A 23,030-nucleotide genomic window follows, 5' to 3' on the forward strand; every position below is an offset into this window, starting at 1 on the left:
GCCCCGGAAGCCGCCGCCCCGAAGGCCGCACCGGCGGACGTGCCGCGGCCGTCCGTCCCGCCGCAGGCCGGTCCGGCGGGCGGCCGCGTGGCGGGCAACGGCGTCACCGCCGACCCCGCCTAGGCGCACGAGACACCCCCCGCAGCAGTCGAGCAGCGTGCCACCGTCAACTCTCCGCCGCCTGACCGGCGGCCTCGCCGGCGCCGCCGTCGTCATCGCGGTCATCACGGTCCTGGCGCGGCTGGCCGGGTTCGGGCGCACCTACGCGTTCTCCCAGACCGTCACGACCTCGTGCCTCAGCCAGGCGTACTTCACGTCCACGCAGATCCCGTTCATCGTCTACGAGATCGTCGCGGGCGGCGCCCTGACCGCCATGGTCGTGCCGGTGCTGGCCGGCGCCGCCGAGCGCGGCGACCGCGACGAGGTCCGCCGCATCGGGTCGGCGCTGCTCACCTGGATCGTCGTGCTGATGATCCCGCTGTCGGCGCTGATGGCGCTCGCGTCCCGACCGATCATGGAACTGCTGGTCGGCGCCGACCTGGAGGGCTGTTCACGCGCCGGCATCGTGGACGTCGGCTCCTCGATGCTCGTCGTCATGTCGGCGCAGATGGTGATGTACGGGGTGGCGGTCGTCCTGTACGGGGTGCTGCAGTCCCACCGCCGGTTCGTGGCCCCGGCGCTCGCGCCGCTGATGTCGAGCCTGGTGGTGATCGGCGCCTACCTCGCCTTCGCGCCCCTCGGCCGCGGCTACGAGAACGACCTGGCGGGCCTGCCGCTGAGCGCCGAGCTGACGCTGTCGGTGGGCACGGCGCTCGGCGGCGTCGCGATGGCGGCGACCGCCGCGGTCGCGGCGTGGCGGCTGCGGCTCCGGCTGCGCCCGACGCTGCGGTTCCCGGACGGGGTGGCGCGCAAGGTGCGGCGCCTCGCCGCCGCCGGGCTCGCCACGGTCGCCGCGCAGCAGCTGTCGGCGCTGCTGGTCGTGCGGCTCAGCTACGAGGGCACCGGCGGCGCCCTCGCCAACTACCAGTACGCGTGGGCGATCTACCTGCTGCCGTGGGCGATCCTGGCCGTGCCGATCGCGACCAGCGCCTTCCCGGCCCTGTCGGCGCGGATGAGCGCGGGGGAGCGGGAGCGGTTCGACGAGGTCACCGCGTCCACCACCCGCGCGGTGGTCCTGGTGTCGTGCGCCGGCGCCGCGGTGCTCGCGGCCGTCGCCGTGCCGGTCGCGGCCGTGTTCAACCCCGGGCTCCCCGACCAGCAGGAGGTGCTGTCGCGGGCGGTGCTCGCGTTCGCGCCCGGCCTGGTCGGCTACGGGCTCGTCGCGCACCTGGGGCGCGTGCTGTACGCCTGCCACCGGGGGCGGGCGTCCGCCGCCGCGGTCGTCACGGGCTGGCTGGTCGTGATGGCGGCCGACGTCGCGCTCGTCCTCACCGTCGACCGGGAGTGGGTGGTCGCCGCGCTCGGCGCCGGCAACGCGGCCGGGATGACCGTCGCGGGCGTCCTGCTGGTCGCGGCGCTCGTCCGCACCCGGGGCGCCGCGGCCGTCGCCGGGATGCCCCGCGCGCTCGCCGCCGGGCTGGCGGGCGCGGCCGCGGGCGGCGCGGCCGGCTACGCGACCGCCGCGCTGCTCGGCACGGGCGGGCAGCTGCACAGCATCGGCACGGGGGCGGCGGCCGCGCTCGCCGCCGGCGCCGCGTTCCTGCTCATCGCATTCATGATCGACGGCCGGGATCTGGTGGCCGTCCTCAACCGAAGGGTCACCGGCGATGTCTGAGAAGGATGTGCACGCGTCGAGCGGAGCTCGTCCGCCGAACGGCGGCGGGCGGGGGCCGGAGGTCGGCGGCCTGCGCGTGGCGCTGGTCCTCGGGACCAGCGCGGGCGGTGTCGGCCGGCACGTGCGGTCCGTCGCCGCCGGGCTGGCCGCCCGCGGCGCCCGGGTGCTGGTCTGCGGGCCCGCGTCCACGGAGGAGCTGTTCGGGTTCAGCGGCGCGGGCGTCCGCTTCGCGGAGGTCGACCTCGCCGACCGGCCGCGGCCCGCGCACGACGCCAAGGCCGTCGCGCGGCTCCGCACCCTGCTGCGCGGGGCCGACGTCGTCCATGCCCACGGGCTGCGGGCCGGCGCCCTGGCCGTCGCCGCCTGCGCGCGGGTCGCGCCGGACCCGCTGCGCCTCTCGCGGGGCCGCACGCCGGTGGTCGTCACGCTGCACAACGCCGTCATCACCGGCGGGCGGACGGCCGCCGTCTACGGGGTGCTGGAGCGGATCGTCGCGCGCGGCGCGGACCGCGTCCTCGGCGTATCGCCCGACCTGGAGGAGCGGATGCGCTCGCTCGGCGCCCGGTCCGCCGGGCACGCGATCGTCCCCGCGCCCGCGCCGAAGGCGCCGCCGGGCCCGGCCGTCCGCGCCGACCTGCGCGCCGAGCTGGGCGTCGGGGACCGGCCGCTCGTCATCACGGTGGGGCGGCTGGCCGACCAGAAGGGCCTGCCGACGCTGCTGGACGCCGCGCGGGACTGGGCGGGCCGCACCCCGCCGCCGCTCGTCGCGATCGTCGGGGACGGGCCCCTGGCGGACGAGCTGCGCTCCCGGATCGACGCCGAGGAGCTGCCCGTGCGGCTGCTCGGGCGCCGCTCGGACGTCCCCGGGCTGCTGGCCGCCTCCGACGTCGCGGTCGTCCCGAGCGTGTGGGAGGGACAGCCGCTGATCGTGCAGGAGATCCTGCGGGCGGGGCTGCCGCTCGTCGCGACCCGGGTCGGCGGCATCCCCGGCATGGTCGGCGCGGGCGGGGACGCGGGCGGCGCGCTGCTGCACGGGCCCGAGAGCGAGGCGGCGCTGCTGGTGCCGCCCGGTGACGCCGCGGCCCTGGAGCGCGCGGTGAGCCGCGTCCTGGACGACCCGGCGCTCGCCGCGCGGCTCGGCTCGGCGGCCGCGCAGCGCTCGGCGATGCTGCCGGACGAGGACGACGCCGTCGCCCAGCTGGCCGACCTGTACCGGGACCTGGCGGGCACCCGCCGCCGGCCCGGGCGTGAGAGGTGACGGGACCTTAGACGCCCGCCTCGGCGCACCGGTTCGGAAAAAGTGAAGAAAGATACCTGCGAGGTGGAACCGCGCTCGCGGGGGCCGCGTTGAAGGGGGCAGTGGAGGGGAGTATCCCCGCGCACGGTTCCCGTCAGTACGGCCGGTCCATACCGGCCCGGGTTCCGCGGCCCTCGCTCGTGCAGGGCGGGAGAGACCTCCGGCGAACCTTGGTGACCGCTGGAGGTACACGTTGTCCGTCCTGCCGCTCGTGTGGGCCCTGACGATCACGGGGATCCTCGTCGTCATCGCCGCCGACCTCTTCCTCATCCACCGGAACGACACGCGGGAGTTCACGACCCGGCGGGCCGCGTTCTGGTCGGCCGTCTACATCGGCCTCGCGGTGCTGTTCGGCATCGGCGTGTGGGTCTTCGCCGGCCCCCGGTACGCGGGTGAGTACTTCGGCGGCTTCGTCACCGAGAAGAGCCTCAGCGTCGACAACCTCTTCGTGTTCATGGTGATCCTCACGCGGTTCGCCGTGCCGAAGCACGCCCAGCACACCGTCCTGATGGCGGGCATCGTCATCGCGCTGGTGCTGCGCGGCATCTTCATCGCCGTGGGCGCCGCCGCGATCTCGACGTTCACGTGGGTCTTCTTCATCTTCGGCGTGTTCCTCCTCTGGACGGCCGTCGGCATGGTCCGCGGCGCCGGCGAGGACGAGGGCGAGCTGAAGGAGAACGCCCTCCTGCGGTGGGCCAGGCGGGTGATCCCGACGGCCGACGAGTACGAGGGCACGCGGTTCGTCACCCGGCGCGACGGCGTCCGGATGGTCACCCCGCTGGCCATCGTGATGATCGCCATCGGCTCGACCGACGTGCTGTTCGCGGTGGACTCCATCCCGGCGATCTTCGGGCTGACGACCGAGCCGTACCTGATCTTCACGGCCAACGCGTTCGCGCTGATGGGCCTGGTCCAGCTGTACTTCCTGCTCGGCGGGCTCACCGACCGGCTGGTCTACCTGTCGCACGGGCTGGCGTTCATCCTCGGCTTCATCGGGGTCAAGCTGATCCTCCACGCGGCGCACGAGTACGGTGCGGGATGGGCGCCGGAGGTGCCGATCTGGCTGTCCCTCGCGGTGATCGCCGGAACCCTGGTCGCGACGACCGCCGCCAGCCTCGCCGCCGGCCGCCGGGCCGGCGGGAAGCGGGCGCCGCTGACGGAGGTCTCCGCGGCGGCGGACGAGGAGATCTCGGTCACCCGCGAGAGCTGAAGTCGGCCCGCACTGGACCACAGCACCGAATCCTGTTCTAGAATCGCGGTCACTAGCGGGCTGAGAGAGGGTTCACAGCATGGCCATCGGGCTGACCGAGGAGCACGAGGCGCTCGCCGAATCGGTGCGGGGCTTCGCCGAGCGCAACATTCCCGCGACGGCCGTCCGGGCCGCGCTGGAAGCCGACGAGGAGAGCAGGCCCGGCTTCTGGCCGGCCCTGGCGGAGCAGGGCCTGCTCGGCCTGCACCTGGACGAGGAGCACGGCGGCCAGGGCTTCGGCCTCCTGGAGCTGTCGGTCGCGGTGGAGGAGCTGGGCCGCGCCGCCGCGCCCGGCCCGTTCCTGCCGACGGTGCTCGCGAGTAGCGTCGTCAACGCCTCCAGCAACGCCAAGGTGCGCGCGGAGCTGCTGCCCGCGCTCGCCGACGGGTCCAGGACCGGTGCGGTCGCGCTGGACGGGGAGCTGACCGGACGCCGCGAGGGCGACTCGCTCGTGGTGTCCGGGACGGCCGCGACGGTCCTCGGCGGCGCCCTCGCCGACGTGCTCGTGCTGCCGGTGGCCGACGGCGACGGGGAGCAGTGGGTCGCGGTCGACGCCGCCGACGTCACCGTCACCCCCGTCGTGAGCCTGGACCGGGTCCGCCGCGTCGCCGCCGTCGAGGTCTCCGGCCTCGCCGTCGCCGCCGACCGCGTGCTGGACGGCCTCACCACCGGGCGCGTCAAGGACCTCGCCGCCGCGCTGTTCGGCGCCGAGGCGGCCGGTCTCGCCGGCTGGCTGGTGACGACCGCGGCCGAGTACGCGAAGGTCCGCGAGCAGTTCGGCCGCCCGATCGGGCAGTTCCAGGGCGTCAAGCACAAGGCCGCGCGCAGCCTCATCGCGCTGGAGCAGGCCCGCGCCGCCGCCTGGGACGCCGCCCGCGTCCTGGACGAGGGCACCGAGTCCGCCGGTGCGGAGCAGACGCGCTTCGCCGCCGCGGTCGCCGCCCTCATCGCGCTCGACGCGGGCGTGCAGACCGCCCGCGACGCCATCCAGATCCTCGGCGGCATCGGCTTCACCTGGGAGCACGACGCGCACGTCTACCTGCGCCGCGCGCTGACCCTGCGGTCGCTGCTCGGGCCGGCCAAGGAGTGGGCCGCGCAGGTCGCGGAGCTCGCGCTCGCCGGCTCGCGCCGCGAGGTCGTCCTGGAACTGGACGAGGACGCCCAGCCGGTGCGCGAGCGCATCCGCGCCGAGGTCGCCGAGCTCGCCGCCATCGAGGACAAGGGCGAGCTGCACGCGAAGCTGGGGGACGAGGGCTGGAGCGTCCCGCACTTCCCGAAGCCGTGGGGCCGCGAGGCCGGCCCGGTCGAGCAGATCCTCATCCAGCAGGAGCTGAAGGCCGCCAAGGTCAAGGCCCCGAACCTCGGCATCGGCGCCTGGCTGGTGCCGTCCCTGGTCCGCTACGGCACCGACGAGCAGAAGGAGACCTTCCTCCGCCCGACGCTGCGCGGGCAGATCGTGTGGTGCCAGCTGTTCTCCGAGCCGGGCGCCGGCTCGGACCTGGCGTCGCTGTCGATGAAGGCCGAGCGGGTCGAGGGCGGCTGGCGGCTCACCGGCCAGAAGATCTGGACGTCGCTCGCGCACTACGCGCAGTGGGGCTTCTGCATCGCCCGCACCGACCCCGACGCGCCCAAGCACGAGGGCATCACGTACTTCCTGGTGGACATGAAGTCCGAGGGCGTCGACGTGCGGCCGCTCAAGGAGCTGACCGGCGAGGCCATCTTCAACGAGGTGTTCCTCGACAACGTGTTCGTCCCCGACGACCGCGTGGTCGGCGAGGTGAACAAGGGCTGGCAGGTCACCCGCAACACGCTGTCCAACGAGCGGGTGTCGCTGTCGACCGGCGGCGGCCTCGGCATGGGCGTCCCCGAGCTGCTGGACTTCTTCAAGGACCGCACGCTCGACCCGGTCTCCGCCGTGGAGGTCGGCAAGCTCATCGCGCAGGGCCAGTCGATCGACCTGCTCGGGCTGCGCACCACGCTCAAGCAGCTGAACGGCGTGGAGCCGGGCGCGGAGGCCAGCGTCCGCAAGCTGCTCGGCGTCCAGTTCAACCAGGACGTCGCCGACTACTGCTGGGCGGCGCAGGGCGCGGCGTCGGCCACCGAGGTGCCGATGGCCGAGAGCGGGATCGTGGCGCGGCACATGCTGTTCAGCCGGGCGATGACGATCTACGGCGGCACCACCGAGGTGCAGCTCAACATCATCGGCGAGCGCCTGCTCGGCCTGCCCCGCGACCCCGAGCCGGGCAAGTGACGCAGCCGGGCTAGGACGAACGGCAGGTGTAGGCGACGTTGAGGAGCACGATCCCGGCCATGACCACGACCAGCCCGGGGAGGCCGGCGTTGACGACCGCGATCGCGCTCAGCGGGATCGCGGCGAGCAGCGACAGCACCGCCAGGGCAAGGCCGTGACCGCCGCCGTGCCCGTGCACCGCCCCTATCCGGGAGCGGTGCGCGGGCCCGGCGGCCGGGCGTGTTCCGAGGGACTCCTGGATGCGCTCGACGACCGTCTCGATGAAGGCGTCGTCGTATTCGGGGCCCAGCTCGCGCCGGGCCGCCATGGCGGCCGTCAGGTCGTCGCTGGGAAGTCGTGGCGTCGTCATGCCTCGGTTATAGGCGGCGGCGCGCACCTCCCGCGTCACCCCGCGGGGCCAACCACCGGTTACCCCGCAGGTCTCGGCCCGGACTGGGAGCGGCCCGCCGGTAAACTGCCGCTTCACCCCAGAACGCCCGGGAGGTCGTCGTGAGAGTCACCGCCCTCGCCGTCTGCGCGGCCGCCGCGCTCGCCCTGACCGGGTGCGGCGGCTCGGGAGACGGCGCGGCGGGCGGCGCCGAGGGCGGACCCGCGGGCGGCGCGGCTTCGGCGGCCCCGTCCACGACGCTCGCGCCGGTGCCGGTGGTCAAGCCGTCCGACATGAAACCGCTGGTCGGCCGGTGGACCGGCACCGCCGGTGACTTCTTCCAGTTCCGGGCGGACGGCGCCGGGGTCTGGGTGAAGGGCGGGCAGCGGCTCTGGACCGGGACGGTCATCCCCGAGGGCGGCGGCAAGTACCGCTTCTCCTGGAAGGGCGGCGACCCGCAGGTCGCGTCCTACTGGGGCGTCGCGCTCGCCGAGGACGGGAGATCGCTCATGTTCGCCGGGACCAGCCAGACCTACAAGAAGGCACCCGCCAGGCGGGCACCCGCGACGAGGGGCAGTGGATGACGGACATCGGGGAAGCAGCCGACCGGGGCACGGCCGCCGGGGACGCGGGCACCGGGCCGGGGGCGTTCGCGTCCCCGGCGGACGTCGAGCGCCGGCTGGCGGGCGTCCGCTACCTCGCGGACGAGGCGATCGCCACCACCGTGTACCTCGCGCAGGCGCTCGGCAAGCCGCTGCTCGTCGAGGGGCCCGCCGGGGTCGGCAAGACCGAGCTGGCCAAGGCCGTCGCCGCCGCAACCGGCGCGGAGCTGATCCGGCTCCAGTGCTACGAGGGGCTGGACGAGGCCCGCGCCCTGTACGAGTTCAACTACAAGAAGCAGCTCCTCGCGATCCAGGCCGCGCCGTCCGACCGCGCGTGGCAGGAGACCCACGACGACATCTTCTCCGAGGAGTTCCTCCTGGAGCGGCCGCTGCTGGCGGCCATCCGCCGCACCGACCCGACCGTCCTGCTGATCGACGAGGCCGACAAGGCCGACGTCGAGGTGGAGGGCATGCTGCTGGAGGTGCTGTCGGACTTCCAGGTCACGATCCCCGAGCTGGGCACGGTCGCCGCCGTCCGCCGCCCGTTCGTGGTCATCACCTCCAACGCCGCCCGGGAGCTGTCGGAGGCGCTCAAGCGCCGCTGCCTCTACCTCCACCTCGGCTACCCGGCGCCCGAGCGCGAGCGCGACATCGTCCTCGCGCAGGTCCCCGGCATCGAGGCGGAGCTGGCCGAGCAGCTCGTCCGCACCGTCGGGACGCTGCGCGACCTGGAGATCAAGAAGGCCCCGTCGATCGCCGAGACCGTCGACTGGGCGCGCACCCTGCTCGCCCTCGGCCTGGACGAGCTGGACGAGGCCGCCGTCGCCCGCACCCTCGGCGTCGTCCTCAAGCACGTCTCCGACCAGGAGCGCGCCGCCGGGGAACTCGGCCTGCGGAGCTGATCCGTGGCCTCCCTCATCGACCGGCACACCGGGTTCGTCGCGGAGCTGCGCCGGGCCGGGCTGCCGGTGTCGGTGGCCGAGGGCCTGGACGCCGTCCGCGCCATGCAGGCCGTCGACCTCCTCGACCGCGAGTCGCTGCGCGCCGCCTACGCCGCGACGCTCGTCAAGCGGCCGCAGCACCGCCCGACCTTCGACACGCTGTTCGACCTGTGGTTCCCCGCCGCGGTCGGGGACGGCGCCGGGTCCGGCGAGCGGGACCGCCCCGCCCGGACGCTGGACGACGACGGCCGCCCCGTCCCGCCGGCGCTGGATCCCGCGGTCCAGGCCCGCCGCGACGAGCTGGCCGAGCTGCTCCTGTCCGGGGACGACGCGGGGCTGCGGCAGTTCGCCCGCATCGCCGTCGGCGAGTACGGCCGGACCCCCGGCCAGGAATCGTGGTTCTCCTTCGGCGTCCTGCGCGCCATGTCGCCCGAGACGCTCATGGCCCGGCTGCTTGACGCCGTCCTCGGCGGGCAGGAGCGCGGCGGGATGGCCGAGCGGGTCGCCCGCCGGACGTTCCGCGACCGCATCACCCGGTTCGAGGACCTCGTCGCGGGCGAGGTGCGGCGCCGCATCGCCGAGGACACCGGCGTCGAGCGGACCGCGCGCATCACCGTCCGCCCGCCGCTGGAGCACCTCGACTTCTCCGCCGCGAGCCGCGCCGAGCTGGCCGCGCTGCGCCGCGAGGTGTACCCGCTGGCGCGCAAGCTCGCGTCCCGGCTCGTGCAGAGGCAGCGGCACGGCAGGCGCGGCCGGCTCGACTTCCGCCGGACGGTCCGCGCGTCCCTCGCCAGCGGGGGAGTGCCGCTCACCACCCACCACCGGCCGCGCCGCCCGCACAAGCCCGAGCTCGTCGTGCTGTGCGACGCCAGCGACTCGGTGTCGGCGTTCGCGCACTTCACGCTGCTGCTGACGTTCGCGCTGCGCGAGCAGTTCAGCAAGGTCCGCGCGTTCGCGTTCATCGACGCCACCGACGAGATCACCCGGTTCTTCGCGCCGGGCGTGGACGTCGTGGACGCGATGGCGCGGCTGGCGGCCGAGGCCGACCTCGTCTGGATCACCGGCCGCTCCAACTACGGCCACGCCATCAAGGTCTTCGACGACCGGTACCGCGACGCCATCACGCCCAGGACGTCCCTGCTGATCCTCGGCGACGCCCGCTCCAACTACGGCGAGCTGTCGCTGCCGATCCTGCGGTCCATGGCCGACCGGGCCCGGCACGCGTACTGGCTGAACCCCGAGCCGCGCCGCAACTGGGACACCGGCGACTCCGCCGCGTCCCGCTACGGCGAGATCGTCCCCATGTACGAGTGCCGGAACCTGACCCAGCTCGCCGCCTTCATCGAGGAACTCGCCTGACCAGGGGCCCAGACCGCCCCCCTGGTCGTGGATCGCGGTCAGTGCCCGCGGGCGATCCACTCCTCCAGTTGCGGGGCCTCCGCGCCGATCGTGGTCGACGGGCCGTGCCCGGTGCGGACCTCGGTCTCCGGGGGCAGCGTGAGCAGCCGCTCCCGGATCGACTCGATGATCGTCGGGAAGTCGGAGTAGGACCGCCCGGTCGCGCCCGGCCCGCCGTTGAACAGCGTGTCGCCGGAGAAGACCGTTCCCAGGGCGGGCGCGTACAGGCACACCGCGCCGGGGCTGTGGCCGGGCGTGTGCATGACGGTCAGGTCGATCCCCGCGACGGTCACGACCTGCCCGTCGGCCAGGTCCCCGTCGGGGCTCGCGTCCGGGTGCCTCTGCTTCCACAGCATCAGGTCGTCCGGGTGCAGCAGGACCGGCGCGCCGGTGCGGGCCTTCAGCTCGGGCGCCGCGTCGATGTGGTCGTCGTGGCCGTGCGTGGACACGATCGCCACGAGCCGCCGCCCGCCGACCGCCGCCGCGATCGCGGCGGCGTCGTGCGCGGCGTCGATGACGATCGCCTCGGTGTCGTCGCCGACGATCCAGACGTTGTTGTCGACGTCCCAGGTCCCGCCGTCGAGGGAGAACGTCCCGGACGTCTCGATGTGGTCGATCCGCGCGGCCATCAGAGCATCACCACCGAACGCAGCACGTCGCCGCGGTGCATCTTGTCGAACGCCGCCTCGACGCCGTCCAGCTCGATCGTCTCGGACACGAACGCGTCCAGGTCCAGGCGGCCCTGCAGGTAGAGGTCGATGAGCATCGGGAAGTCGCGCGAGGGCAGGCAGTCGCCGTACCAGGACGACTTGAGCGACCCGCCGCGGCCGAACACGTCCAGCAGCGGCAGCTCCAGCCGCATCTCCGGCGTCGGCACCCCCACCAGCACGACCGTCCCGGCGAGGTCGCGGGCGTAGAACGCCTGCTCGTAGGTCTCCGGGCGGCCGACCGCGTCGATGACGACGTCGGCGCCGAACCCGCCGGTCAGCTCCCGCACCTTCTCGACGACGTCCTCGTCCTCGCCGTTGACGGTGTGCGTCGCGCCCAGCGAGGACGCGGTGGCCAGCTTCCGCTCGTCCAGGTCCACCGCGATGATCGTCGCCGCGCCCGCCAGCCGCGCCCCGAGCACCGACGCCGCGCCGACGCCGCCGCACCCGATCACCGCGACCGAGTCGCCGCGGCCGACCCCGCCGGTGTTGATGGCGGCGCCGAGCCCGGCCATCACGCCGCAGCCCAGCAGGCCCGCGACCTCCGGCTTGGCCCGGGAGTCGACCTTCGTGCACTGGCCCGCCGCGACGAGGGTCTTGTCGGCGAACGCGCCGATGCCGAGCGCGGGCGACAGCTCCGTGCCGTCCTCCAGGGTCATCTTCTGCTTCGCGTTGTGCGTGTCGAAGCAGTACCAGGGGCGCCCGCGCAGGCAGGCCCGGCACTGGCCGCACACCGCCCGCCAGTTCAGGATGACGAAGTCGCCGGGTTCGACCTCGGTCACTCCGTCGCCGACCTGCTCCACCACGCCGGCGGCCTCGTGCCCGAGCAGGAACGGGAACTCGTCGTTGATCCCGCCCTCGCGGTAGTGCAGGTCGGTGTGGCAGACCCCGCACGCCTGGATACGCACGACCGCCTCGCCGGGCCCGGGGTCCGGGACGACGATCGTCTCGATGCGCACCGGTTCGCCCTTGCCCGGCGCGATCACCCCGCGTACCTGCTGCGCCATAGTGCCGCCTCTCCTCGCCTAGACCTTCCTTCGACCCTACATACCTGCCCGCCGGCCCGCCGGTCCGCTTCCACCAGGCGAAACCCGCCGGAACCGAGCGGAACGGCGTGCGCGGGGCGGCGGGCTCAGGTGAAGCGGATGGCCTGGAGCTTGTCGGCGGCGTCGCGGTCGAGGATCGTGACGCCGGCGGCGGGCGGCAGCGGGCCGCCGCCGCGCGCGGCGGCGATGATCGGGCGCCAGCGGCGGCAGTGCCGGGCGAACGTCGTGTGCGTGACGACGCGGCCCCGGGCGACCTGACCGGCGCGGGCCGTGCCGGGATCGACGTCGATGAGGATCAGGTGCAGGTCGTGCCCGTGCCGGCGCGCCAGCCACGCGAACAGGTGCAGGATGTGCGGCCAGGTCCCGCGGGTGTGCGCGACGACGCCGTGCCCGGCGTGGATCGCGCGGCCGACCCGCCAGACGTGCGTGGCGTGGACGAGCGGGGTCCGCAGCCGGCGGGGTAAGGGGCGCAGCACCCGCGACCACCAGTTGCGGGACTGGCCGGAGTCGATCACGCGGACGTCGCCGGCGCACACCGGGGCGGTCTCGTCGCCCCGGAGCCCGTACAGCCGGTTCAGCAGGGTGCTCTTGCCCGCGCCCGGAAGCCCGGCGACGAGCACCAGCGAGCCCGCCGGGTAGCGCAGAGCGGGCCCTGGATCCACCTCTTGGGGTTCGTGGATGGTCGTCTCCCGGTCTCGGCCCGCAGTCGGCGTTGAGGCAACGAACGCTCGGCGCCGCTTGTTCCGGCCGGGGCGCGGGACTACCAGCCGCGGGCGCGCCATTCGGGCAGCGCGGGACGTTCCCGGCCGAGCGTCGAGTCCTTCCCGTGGCCCGGGTAGAACCAGGTGGCGTCCGGGAGCCGGTCGAAGACGCGCTCCTCGACGTCGGCGAGCAGCTGCTTGAAGCGGGCCGGGTCGCCCCAGGTGTTGCCGACGCCGCCGGGGAACAGGCTGTCGCCGGTGAACAGGTGCGGGCGGTCCGCGAGCTCGCCGCCCGCGTCGTACAGCAGCGCGATCGAGCCGGGCGTGTGGCCGCGCAGGTGGACGACCTCCAGCGTCGCCCGCCCCACCCGGACGGTGTCGCCGTGCTCGACGGGCTCGGCCACCGGCTCGGGCAGCGCCTCGGCGTCGCGGGGGTGCGCGGCCACCGGCGCGCCGGTGGCGCGGACCACCTCGCTCAGCGCCATCCAGTGGTCCTGGTGGCGGTGCGTGGTGACGATGCGGGTGAGGGGGCCGTCGCTGATCAGCTCCAGCAGCCGGGACGCCTCGTTGGCCGCGTCGATCAGCAGCCGCTCGCCGGTCGCGGTGCACCGCAGGATGTAGGCGTTGTTGTCGTAGGGGCCGACCGAGACCTTCGTGACCGCCAGCCCGGGCAGCTCCCGGACGTCCGGACGGCCCCCGGCCTCGACGTTTCCCGTGTACGTCATGCGTCCTCCCGTCGGTGGTGCGGAGATCCATCCTCCATCATCGGCGCACCGTTTCCGCGCGGCACCCGGCACCCGGCCGCGAATGAGTCACCAGACGCAGCCCAACCGTGCGCTCACGGACGGAAATCTCCGTATTGCCAGCGCATCATTGTCCTTGGAAGATCGAATAGAGCGGGAGGACGGTGAGGGAGTTGGTTACCGCATTCCGTCCCGGACCGGACAGCGAGAAGCCGGAGGACCTCCTCGGGCACGCCTGCACACTGGTCCGGCTGTGCGGCCGGGACTCCGCCGTCGCCGCGGTGTTCCTGGCCCTCGTCCTGGTCGGGACCGCGACCCGGCTGGCGGCCGGCGCGCCCGGCCTGACCGCGCTCGCGCTGCTGCCCGTGCTGGCCGGATCGTTCGCGGTCTCGGCCGGCTACGCGGTGCGCTCGCGCCGGACGCTGGTCGCGGTGCTCGCGGAGGTCCGCGGCCGGACCGGCTCGCCCGTGGACCCGGGCGTGCCCTGGACCCCCTTCGGCTCCGCCGTCGCGCTGGACGAGCGGATCCGCGACGTGGAGCTGCGGCGGCTGCTGTCGGCGGCGCACCGCTGCGGCGAACTCTCCTGGCAGGCGGTCGCGTGGGCGGTGGCGACCTCGGTCCTGTTCCTGTTCTGGACGCTGGCCGCGGCGATGGCGGGAGGGTGATCGGTTGATCGAGGAGGTCCCGCGCGACGGGCCGGCCCCCGGACCCGTCATGGGCGTGCGGCCGGGCAGCTTCTGGGAGCGGCTCGAACCGTCCGACCGGCAGGCGCTGCGCGCCATGGGCCGCCGCACCGACATCCCGCCCGGCGGGATGCTGTGCCACCAGGGGTCGGTCTCCCCGGCGGTGTACGTGGTGTTCAAGGCGTCCCCCGCCGCGGCGAGCAACGCGGTGGCCAAGGAGTTCGTGGACTCCAGCGAGGGCGACGAGTCGATCATCGACCTGTTCGGCGCCGGCGACCTGGTCGGCACGCTCGGCCCCTGGGGCCATCCGCAGCGCGGCACCGTCGCCGCGCTCGACCACGTCGCGGCGCTGCGCGTCGACCGCCGCAAGTTCCGCAGCCTCCTCGCGGCGAGCCCGCACGTCGCCGAGGCGATGATGCACGCGATCTCGCAGACCGTCACCTACGGCGGCCGCCGGCACGCGGTGCGGGCGGCCGACCACCCGCAGCGGCTCGCGTACCACCTGCTCGAACTGGCGCACCGGTTCGGCGAGCCCGCCCCCGGGCAGGGGACGCGGATCCCGCTGAAGCTCAGCCAGGCGGAGCTGGCGAACTGGGCCGGCATCTCGCGCGAGACCCTGGTGCGCTGGTTCCGGCTGTGGCGGGCCAAGGGCATCCTCGACGGCAGGCCCCGCCCGCTGACCATCCTGGACACCGAGCGGCTGCGCCGGGCCGCCAGCCCGTGGGGCGACGAGTGGCCCGCCGCCGGCCCGGTGCCGGCGCGGCCCGCCGGGCCCGCGGCGGACGCGGTGATCGCGGCGCCCGAGCCGGTCCGCCCGGACGGCGCCGGCCCGCCGCAGGTCAGCCTCCCCGCCGACAACCCGTACTTCGCCGGCCGCGCGATAAGCCTCGGCAAGCTGGACCTGCTGGTGAGCCAGTCCGAGTGGCCCCGCGCGGTGATCGTCCAGGGGATGGCGGGCGTCGGCAAGACGACGCTGGCGCTGCACTGGGCGCACCGGGCCGTCGACCGGTTCCCCGACGGCGTCCTGTTCGCCGACCTGCGCGGCACGCGGCGCGGCCCCGTCACCCCGGCGGAGGCGATGGGGCAGGTGCTGCGCGCGGCGGGCGTGCCCGGCGACCGGCTCCCGCGCACCGAGGCGGAGCTCGCCGCGCAGTGCCGGTCGATGCTGGGCGACCGGCGGATGCTGCTGATCCTGGACAACGCGTCGCGGCCCGAGCAGGTCAGGCCGCTGCTGACCGCCGCGACGTCCGGGCTGGTCCTCGTCACGAGCCGGCACCGGCTGCCCGCGCTGCTGGAGAGCGCCGACATCCGGACGCTGGAACTGCAGGAGATGGCGTCGCAGGAGGCGGTGGACCTCATCGCCAACGTCCTCGGCCCGGGGGACGCCCGCGTCCGCGAGGAGCACCAGGCGGCCGTGCGCCTCGCCCGCGAGTGCGGGCACCTGCCGCTGGCGCTCGGCCTCATGGCCGGGCGGCTGGCGGAGAACCCCGGCGAGTCGATCGCCGCGACCGTCCGGGAACTGACCGCCCGCGACGCCGAGGACGCCGCGCCGTACGGGCCGGGCCTGGCCGGCGGCGGACTTGGCGGCGGGCTGGGCGACGGCGCGGTGCCCGGCGGGTCCGGGACGGAACTGCGGGCCGCCGTGAGCCCGACCTTCGACGTCGCCTACCGGAGCCTGCGCCGCGACCAGCGGGAGGCGTTCCGCCTGCTCGGGCTCGTCGCCGGGCCCGACTTCACGCCCACCGCGCTCGCCGCCCTGCAGGACCGGACGGTGGACGAGGCGCGCGATTGCCTGGAGGGCCTCCGCCAGGCGTACCTGGTGCAGGACGTCGGGCCGAACCGCTACCGCATGCACGACCTCCTGCGCGACTTCGCGCGAGAGCAAGGGCTGCTGGAGGACTCCGACGGCGAGCAGCTGGCCGCGCAGCAGCGGCTCCTGGCCGCCTACCTCGCCGACGCCCGCGACGCCGGCGCCGCCGTGCCGGGGCGGCCCCGCCCGGCCCTCGGCCGGACGCCCCCGCGGCGGCGGGACGAACCGCCGCATCATGAGGCGCGGGAGGCGACGGGACGCGCGGCCGGGCTCGCCTGGTTCGAGGCCGAGCGGCGCAACCTCGTCGCCGCCGTCCACCAGGCGGCACGGCTCGGTCTGCACCGGACCTGCTGGGAACTCGCCGACGCCCTCTTCGACTTCCAGGACTTCCGCCGCTACAGCGAGGACAACATCGCCGTCCACCAGGCGGGCCTGCACGCGGCCCGCGCCGAGGAGGACTGGGCCGCGGCGGCCGTGATGCTGCACAACCTGGCGATGGCGCACTTCGAGCTGGGCGACGCCGTCCAGGCCATCGGGTACGGGGAGGACGCGCGGCGCGGCTTCCGGGCCGTCGACCCGCCAGACCGGTACGGGGAGGCCGTCACCCTCGCCACCCTGGCCGACGTCCACGTGGTGCTGGGCCGCTACCTGACGGCGATCGAGCAGGCCCGCCTGTCGCTGAGCATCCACGGGGAGCTGGCGGACGCGGCCGGCAGGGCGGTCGCCAAGGGCCACGAGACCCTCGCCCGCGCGTACCTCGGCCTCGGCGGTTACGAGAAGGCGCTCGAACACGCCGCGCAGGCGCTCGGCATACGGAGCCGCAACGACGACCTGCCCGGCATGGCCGAGAGCCTGCTCACCATCGCCCAGGTCCACCGCCGCCAGGGGAACGTCCACGACGCGGTGGCGCACGCGCTGGAGGCCCTCTCCATCCGGCAGGAGCTCGCCGACATGCACGGCGCCGCCCAGGCGCTCACGGAGCTGGCGCGCATGAACGCCACGCTCGGCCTTCGCGACATGGCGCGGCAGGACGCCGAGCAGGCCCTGGCCACGTACCGCTCCTTGGGCGCCCGCCACGGCGAGGCGCGCACGCTGACCACCCTGGCCAGGCTGATGTGCGACGCCACCAAGTTCGCCGAGGCGTTCACCTACTGCGGGCAGGCCCTGCGCCTGCACCGCGACACCGGCGACCGGCACGGGGAGGCCGAGACGCTCGCGCAGATCGGGATCGTCCACTGGCGCCTCGGCCGGTTCCGGGAGGCGCGCGAGCACCTCCTGCGCGCCCTGGAGATCCGCCGCGAGATCGGCGACCAGGACGGCGAGGCCCACGACCTGGAGCACCTCTCGGTGATCATGCGCCGCCTCGAACGCCACCAGGAGGCGTTCGTCCTCGGCCTGGAGGCGCTCGACCTGTGGCACCAGCTCGGTGCGCAGGGCGGCATGGCGGGCGCGCTCGGCAGCCTCGCCCGCACCTACTCCCGGCTCGGCCTGCCCGAGGACGCCGAGCGCGCCGCGCGGCAGGCGCTGCGGATCCGCAGCTCGGGCGGCGACTGGCACGGCCTCGGCGTCGGCAAGGACACCCTCGCCGCCGTGCTGCGCCGCGCGGGCCGCCCCGAGGAGGCCCTCGACCGCGAGCTGGAGGCGCTGGACTTCCTCCGCAAGGTCGGCGACCGGCACGGGGAGGGCACCGCCCTGGCCCACCTCGCCGCCATCCACCTCGACCTCGGCCGCGCCGCCGACGCCCTGGACGCCGGGCGGCGCGCCCACGACCTCACCGCCGAACTCGGCGACACCCGGGCGCAGGCGTCCGCGCTGCACTTCATGGCCCGCGCCTGCGGGCTGCTGGGCGAGCACGCCCGCGCGGTGGAGCACGTCACCGCCGAGGCCGGCATCCGCCGCGACATGGACGACCGGCGCGGCCTGCGGCGCGCCCTGGAACTGCTGCGCGACTGCCACCTCGCGCTGGGCGAGGAGACCGCGGCGGCCGACTGCGTCCGCCGGGTCCGCGCCCTCGACAGCTGGCTCGAACCGGACAAGATCCTCGACATGTGACCGAAGACCTGGTCCACCGGCGCAGCGCGGCGTCCACTGGGACCGCGACCCCGGGCCCGGATCCGGGGGAGGAGGCGAGATGGAGACCACCCCCTTCTGGGACGCGCTTCCCGAACGCGTCCGCGAGGCGCTGCGCCGGGCCGGCACCCCGGTCGTGATCAGGCAGGGCGCCTTCCTCACGCGCGAGCACACCCGCGCGTCCCAGGTCTTCGTGCTGCGCACCGGGGCGGTGAAGGTCTGGGCCGACCGGGACGGCGAGAGCGCCGTCCTCGACATCCTCGGGCCGGGCGACCTCGCCGGAGAGCTGGAGGCGGTGGACGGCGGCGTCCGGCACGCCAACGCCGAGGCGCTGACCCGCGTGGAGGCGCTCGTGCTGCCCGCCGCGCGGTTCCGGAGCGTCCTCGACGACCATCCCGGCTCCGCCTGGGCGGTGGCCGCCGTCCTCGCCGAGCGGCTCCGGGACTCCAACGAGCTGCGCATCGCCCACTTCCCCGACGCCCCGGAGCGCCGTCTGGCGGGCCGGCTGCTGCGCCTGGTGGCGCGCTTCGGGGCGCCCGTCAAGGAGGAGCGGCCGGACGGCGTGGCCGCGGCCCCGGAGCAGGCGCACGGGCCCGGCGGAGAGGCGGGCGGCGTGGAGGTCAGGATCCCGCTCACCCAGCAGGACCTCGGGCGCTGGGCGGGCATGAGCCGGCGCAAGGTCGCGCAGATCCTCGCCGCCGACCCGGTCCGCGGCGGCCTGACCGTCACCCGCCACGCGATCGTCGTCCGCTCGGTGGACGCCCTGCACCGCCTGGCCGGCCACGACACCGACTGAGCCGTCTTGAGGCCGCCGGCGCCGGCCGAGGCGTCAGAAACCCGCGGGGCGGTGCGGCCACGGCGGCGGCGCCGGCAGCCGGCCGTCCGGGCGGACGCTCACCCCGGAGCCGTCCGTGCGCCCGCTCAGCCAGCCGAGCAGCGCCCGCCCGGACCCGGACGCCTCCGGCCCGCCGGGCGCCCACCCGAGGTCGGCGGCCTCCCCGGAGTCCGTCGCGGTGATCCGGAGCCCGGCCAGCTCCCCGCGCTCGTCGCCCGGAAGCGCGGCGATGTCCGCCAGCGTGCTGGTCAGGGCCCACCGGACATAGGGCTCGGGCCAGTCGGCCGGCCCGTATCCGGCCGCGAGGTCGACGTGGTGCGCCTCCACCTCGTTCCAGCGGCGGTACAGCGTGTACCAGGCCGGGTGCTCCCAGCCGCCGAACGCCCGCACGTGCGCGTCCCAGGCGGCCTCGGGGAGCGACCTGGCCTGCTCGGTGAGCCGGGCCCCGCTCGCGCGGACGTCCTCGGCCAGCTCGCCGGGGCCTCGCCCGGCGCCCTCCTCGATGGCCGAGTTGCGGGCGTCCAGGCTCGGGTACTGCGGGATCTCCTCGCCCGTCCGCGCCCATTCGAGCAGGTTCCACAGGGAGTCGGCGTTCCTGGCGATGTGCGCGGCCACGTGGCCCCGGGTCCAGCCGGGCAGCGCCGACGCGCCGCGCACGTCCTGCTCGTCGAGGTCCGCCAGCGTCCCGGCGACGCGCTCCACGCCGGCATCCAGCTCGTCGATCACTTCTCGCCAGTCCATGACGCGCCTCCCAGCACCGCGAAGAGCCTCCATCCTCGCACCGCCCCGCCCGCGCGGCACCCAAGCGATCATGAAATCTCCGCCGGAGGCGGCACCGGCCCGGGACGCCGCGGGCGGCGGTCCGGTCGCGAGGGGTGTTCGAACACGTGTACGGTACGGTCATCCCGCCCGGGCTCTGCGGGGCCGGGCGGGGAGTGCCGGAAATGCGGCGGCGGCCGCCGCCGTTATCAACTCGGGGGATCGCGTTCGGGGGATTCCGTCGGACCCCCTGGCTAGCCTTGAGACCGGCCTGTCTCTCCCGGCGGCCGCGGCCCAGAAGAGGAACCGGATCACCACCGTGCATGACCGACTCATCGTGCGTGGCGCACGCGAGCACAACCTGAAGGACGTCTCGCTCGACCTCCCGCGGGACGCCCTGATCGTGTTCACCGGTCTGTCGGGTTCGGGCAAGTCCAGCCTGGCGTTCGACACGATCTTCGCGGAGGGGCAGCGGCGCTACGTCGAGTCGCTGTCGGCGTACGCCCGCCAGTTCCTCGGGCAGATGGACAAACCCGACGTCGACTTCATCGAGGGGCTCTCCCCGGCGGTGTCGATCGACCAGAAGTCGACCAGCAAGAACCCGCGGTCGACGGTCGGGACGATCACCGAGGTGTACGACTACCTGCGCCTGCTGTACGCGCGGATCGGGCACCCGCACTGCCCCGAGTGCGGCCGGCCGATCACCCGCCAGGCCCCGCAGCAGATCGTCGACCGGGTGCTGGAACTGGAGCCGGGCACCCGGTTCCAGGTGCTCGCCCCGGTGATCCGCGGCCGCAAGGGCGAGTACCTGGAGCTGTTCCGCGAGCTGCAGTCCAAGGGCTACTCCCGGGCGATCGTGGACGGGCGGGCGATCCGCCTGGACGAGCCCCCGAAGCTGAAGAAGCAGGAGAAGCACGACATCGCGGTCGTGGTCGACCGGCTCTCGGTGAAGGACTCGGCGCGGCAGCGGCTCGCCGACTCGGTGGAGACGGCGCTCGGCCTCGCGGGCGGCACGATCGTCCTCGACTTCGTCGACGTCCCCGAGGACGACGAGAACCGCACCCGCATGTACTCCGAGCACCTCTACTGCCCCTACGACGACCTGTCGTTCGAGGAGCTGGAACCGCGGTCGTTCTCGTTCAACTCGCCCTACGGCGCGTGCCCCGGCTGCGCCGGCCTCGGGACGCGCATGGAGGTCGACAGCGAGCTCGTCGTCCCCGACGAGGAGCTGACCCTCGGCGAGGGCGCGATCCAGCCGTGGTCCAACGGGCACGTGAGCGACTACTTCCTGCGCCTGCTGTCCGCGCTCGGCGACGCGATGGGCTTCGACCTCAACACCCCGTGGGAGAAGCTGCCCGCCAAGGCGCGCAAAGCGATCCTGAACGGGCACGAGACCCAGGTCCACGTCCGCTACAAGAACCGCTACGGCCGGACGAGGTCGTACTACACCGCCTACGAGGGCGTGATCCCCTACATCCAGCGGCGGCACGCCGAGGCCGAGAGCGACCTCAGCCGGGAGAAGCTCGAAGGCTACATGCGCGAGATCCCCTGCCCGACGTGCCAGGGCGCCCGGCTCAAGCCGGTCGTGCTCGCCGTCACCATGGGCGGCCGGTCGATCGCCGAGGTCGCCGCGATGCCGATCGGCGAGGCCGCGAAGTTCCTGCTGGCGCTGGAGCTGAACGAGCGCGAGCGGCACATCGCCGAGCGCGTCCTGAAGGAGATCAACGCCCGGCTCGGGTTCCTGCTGGACGTCGGCCTCGACTACCTCACCCTCGACCGGGCGTCGGCGACGCTGGCGGGCGGCGAGGCGCAGCGCATCCGGCTCGCCACGCAGATCGGCTCCGGGCTGGTCGGCGTCCTGTACGTGCTGGACGAGCCGTCCATCGGCCTGCACCAGCGCGACAACCACCGGCTGCTGGAGACGCTGCTCCGGCTGCGCGACATGGGCAACACCCTGATCGTCGTCGAGCACGACGAGGACACCATCGCCGCCGCCGACTGGATCGTCGACATCGGCCCCCGCGCCGGCGAGCACGGCGGCGAGATCGTCGTGTCCGGCACGCTCGACGAGCTGAAGAAGTCCGAGCGCTCGATCACCGGCGCCTACCTCGACGGGCGCCGCGAGATCGCCGTCCCGGAGATCCGCCGGCCCACCACGCGCGGCCGCGAGATCACCGTGAAGGGCGCGCAGCAGAACAACCTCCGCGACGTGGACGTGTCGTTCCCGCTCGGCGTCCTCACCGCCGTGACCGGCGTGTCCGGTTCGGGCAAGTCGACGCTGGTCAACGACATCCTCTACAGCGCGCTGGCGAAGAAGCTGAACGGGGCCAAGCGCGTCCCCGGCAAGCACAAGCGCGTCAACGGCGTCGACCAGCTCGACAAGGTCGTCCACGTCGACCAGTCCCCGATCGGGCGCACCCCGCGCTCCAACCCGGCGACCTACACCGGCGTGTTCGACCACATCCGCAAGCTGTTCGCGCAGACGACCGAGGCGAAGGTCCGCGGCTACCAGCCGGGCCGGTTCTCGTTCAACGTCAAGGGCGGCCGCTGCGAGAACTGCTCCGGCGACGGCACCATCAAGATCGAGATGAACTTCCTGCCGGACGTCTACGTCCCGTGCGAGGTGTGCCACGGCGCCCGCTACAACCGGGAGACCCTGGAGGTCCACTACAAGGGGAAGACGATCTCCGAGGTGCTCGACATGCCGATCGAGCAGGCCACCGAGTTCTTCGAGCCGATCAAGGCGATCCACCGGCACCTGAAGACGCTCAACGACGTCGGCCTCGGCTACGTCCGGCTCGGCCAGCCCGCCCCCACCCTGTCCGGCGGCGAGGCCCAGCGGGTCAAGCTGGCGTCGGAGCTGCAGAAGCGCTCGACCGGCCGCACCGTCTACGTGCTGGACGAGCCGACCACCGGCCTCCACTTCGAGGACATCCGCCGCCTCCTCGGCGTCCTGAACGGCCTGGTCGACAAGGGCAACACGGTGATCGTCATCGAGCACAACCTCGACGTCATCAAGACCGCCGACTGGATCATCGACATGGGCCCCGAGGGCGGCTCCCGCGGCGGCACCGTCGTCGCCACCGGCACCCCCGAGGACGTCGCCGCCGTCGACGCCAGCCACACCGGCGTGTTTCTCAGTAGTGTCCTTGGCGTCAGGCCCTAGAGGGCCTTCCTTCGGCGGACACTACGGTGCGATCGCTGCATCGCTCCGAACTCGCCTAGCGGCTCGCTGCGCGATCAGGTTTCTCGCACGCTCGAAACCTGCCTTCGGACGCGATCGCGACGGTTTTGGTCGTTGCGGGGTTGCGGTGGTGGCTGGTGTGGTCGCGTCCGCAGGGATTCGTTGTACCCGCCTGGCTCGCCTTGCGGCTCGTGCGCGATGAGGTTCTTTGCAGGCTCGGTGCCTGCCTTCGGACGCGATCGCGACGGTTTTGGTCGTTGTGGGGTTGCGGGGGTGGCTGGTGTGGTCGCGTCCGCAGGGATTCGTTGTACCCGCCTGGCTCGCCTTGCGGCTCGTGCGCGATGAGGTTCATTGCAGGCTCGGTGCCTGCCTTCGGACGCGATCGCGACGGTTCTGGTTGTTGCGGGGGTGGCTGCGGTCGGCGCGGTAGTGGGTGCGGTGCGTTGGTTCGGTGGTCGTCCGGGATCATTGAGTCATGAGTGACGAGATGAAGCCCGAAGGGGTCGGGCGGCGGATGGTGCTCTGCGGGGGCGGGGTCATTGGCGCGGCCCTGCTCGCCGGCTGCGCGAGCGGCGGGGGCGAGAAGTCCGCCGCGGACCTCAAGGGCCAGGAG

General features: G+C 74.1%; 17 protein-coding genes. 11 read left to right on the plus strand and 6 right to left on the minus strand.

Annotation, left to right across the window (positions count from 1 at the left end; all coding sequences use genetic code 11):
• The first annotated feature begins 157 nt into the window (after positions 1-157).
• From E1200_RS14700 to E1200_RS14715, 4 genes are all read left to right on the plus strand, one after another.
• Positions 158-1,774, plus strand: coding sequence for a lipid II flippase MurJ (locus tag E1200_RS14700; RefSeq protein WP_131952524.1), 1,617 nt, complete (start codon positions 158-160; stop codon positions 1,772-1,774).
• A 70-nt stretch (positions 1,775-1,844) separates the two neighbouring features.
• Positions 1,845-3,032, plus strand: a complete 1,188-nt coding sequence (locus E1200_RS14705) for a glycosyltransferase family 4 protein (protein ID WP_131952539.1) — start codon at positions 1,845-1,847, stop codon at positions 3,030-3,032.
• 232 nt (positions 3,033-3,264) lie between these two features.
• Positions 3,265-4,281, plus strand: coding sequence for a TerC family protein (locus E1200_RS14710; protein ID WP_131952525.1), 1,017 nt, complete (start codon positions 3,265-3,267; stop codon positions 4,279-4,281).
• A gap of 79 nt (positions 4,282-4,360) precedes the next feature.
• The gene (locus E1200_RS14715; protein ID WP_131952526.1) at positions 4,361-6,571 is read left to right on the plus strand and encodes an acyl-CoA dehydrogenase; all 2,211 of its coding nucleotides are present in this window, start codon (positions 4,361-4,363) and stop codon (positions 6,569-6,571) included.
• Positions 6,572-6,581: 10 nt separating this feature from the next.
• Here the strand turns inward: E1200_RS14715 and E1200_RS14720 are convergent, their stop codons facing one another.
• Positions 6,582-6,920: a hypothetical protein gene (locus E1200_RS14720; protein ID WP_131952527.1), complete on the minus strand. Its 339-nt coding sequence runs from the start codon at positions 6,918-6,920 to the stop codon at positions 6,582-6,584.
• Between the two features lie 140 nt (positions 6,921-7,060).
• Here E1200_RS14720 and E1200_RS14725 point away from each other — a divergent pair, with 140 nt between their 5' ends.
• Genes E1200_RS14725 through E1200_RS14735 form a run of 3 tightly spaced genes read left to right on the plus strand, consistent with a single transcriptional unit; the run spans position 7,061 to position 9,840 of the window.
• On the plus strand, positions 7,061-7,522 hold the full coding sequence (locus E1200_RS14725; protein ID WP_131952528.1) for a hypothetical protein: 462 nt from the start codon (positions 7,061-7,063) through the stop codon (positions 7,520-7,522).
• The gene (locus tag E1200_RS14730) at positions 7,519-8,442 is read left to right on the plus strand and encodes a MoxR family ATPase (RefSeq protein WP_131952529.1); all 924 of its coding nucleotides are present in this window, start codon (positions 7,519-7,521) and stop codon (positions 8,440-8,442) included. Before E1200_RS14725 ends, E1200_RS14730 begins: the two co-directional genes overlap by 4 nt.
• A gap of 3 nt (positions 8,443-8,445) precedes the next feature.
• Positions 8,446-9,840: a VWA domain-containing protein gene (locus E1200_RS14735; RefSeq protein ID WP_131952530.1), complete on the plus strand. Its 1,395-nt coding sequence runs from the start codon at positions 8,446-8,448 to the stop codon at positions 9,838-9,840.
• 38 nt (positions 9,841-9,878) lie between these two features.
• Here E1200_RS14735 and E1200_RS14740 read toward each other — a convergent pair whose 3' ends face one another.
• The 4 genes from E1200_RS14740 to E1200_RS14755 all read right to left on the minus strand — a co-directional run bounded on the left by E1200_RS14740 (position 9,879) and on the right by E1200_RS14755 (position 13,058).
• Positions 9,879-10,511 carry an MBL fold metallo-hydrolase gene (locus E1200_RS14740; protein WP_243708566.1) on the minus strand — a complete coding sequence of 211 codons (633 nt, stop codon included), beginning with the start codon at positions 10,509-10,511 and terminating at the stop codon, positions 9,879-9,881.
• Positions 10,508-11,593: an S-(hydroxymethyl)mycothiol dehydrogenase gene (locus tag E1200_RS14745; protein ID WP_131952532.1), complete on the minus strand. Its 1,086-nt coding sequence runs from the start codon at positions 11,591-11,593 to the stop codon at positions 10,508-10,510. The genes E1200_RS14740 and E1200_RS14745 overlap by 4 nt, the downstream gene beginning before the upstream one ends.
• Before the next feature lie 125 nt (positions 11,594-11,718).
• Positions 11,719-12,294, minus strand: a complete 576-nt coding sequence (locus E1200_RS14750) for an AAA family ATPase (RefSeq protein WP_131952533.1) — start codon at positions 12,292-12,294, stop codon at positions 11,719-11,721.
• A gap of 98 nt (positions 12,295-12,392) precedes the next feature.
• Positions 12,393-13,058 carry an MBL fold metallo-hydrolase gene (locus tag E1200_RS14755; RefSeq protein ID WP_131952534.1) on the minus strand — a complete coding sequence of 222 codons (666 nt, stop codon included), beginning with the start codon at positions 13,056-13,058 and terminating at the stop codon, positions 12,393-12,395.
• A gap of 182 nt (positions 13,059-13,240) precedes the next feature.
• On the opposite strand from E1200_RS14755, the gene E1200_RS14760 reads away from it, so the two are divergent.
• From E1200_RS14760 to E1200_RS14770, 3 genes are all read left to right on the plus strand, one after another.
• Positions 13,241-13,741, plus strand: coding sequence for a hypothetical protein (locus E1200_RS14760; RefSeq protein WP_131952535.1), 501 nt, complete (start codon positions 13,241-13,243; stop codon positions 13,739-13,741).
• Between the two features lie 4 nt (positions 13,742-13,745).
• Complete coding sequence (locus tag E1200_RS14765; RefSeq protein ID WP_131952536.1) at positions 13,746-17,621, plus strand: tetratricopeptide repeat protein; 3,876 nt, start codon at positions 13,746-13,748, stop codon at positions 17,619-17,621.
• 79 nt (positions 17,622-17,700) lie between these two features.
• Positions 17,701-18,435 (plus strand): Crp/Fnr family transcriptional regulator, encoded by a 735-nt coding sequence (locus E1200_RS14770; RefSeq protein WP_131952537.1) that lies wholly within the window; start codon positions 17,701-17,703, stop codon positions 18,433-18,435.
• Positions 18,436-18,468: 33 nt separating this feature from the next.
• Here E1200_RS14770 and E1200_RS14775 read toward each other — a convergent pair whose 3' ends face one another.
• The gene (locus tag E1200_RS14775) at positions 18,469-19,215 is read right to left on the minus strand and encodes a maleylpyruvate isomerase family mycothiol-dependent enzyme (protein ID WP_207933352.1); all 747 of its coding nucleotides are present in this window, start codon (positions 19,213-19,215) and stop codon (positions 18,469-18,471) included.
• Positions 19,216-19,552: 337 nt separating this feature from the next.
• On the opposite strand from E1200_RS14775, the gene uvrA reads away from it, so the two are divergent.
• Entirely contained in the window at positions 19,553-22,399 is a 2,847-nt protein-coding gene (gene uvrA / locus E1200_RS14780; protein WP_131952538.1) for an excinuclease ABC subunit UvrA, read from the plus strand.
• Positions 22,400-23,030: the final 631 nt, after the last annotated feature.

The organism is Actinomadura sp. GC306, assembly GCF_004348665.1.
Taxonomy (GTDB): Bacteria; Actinomycetota; Actinomycetes; order Streptosporangiales; family Streptosporangiaceae; genus Spirillospora.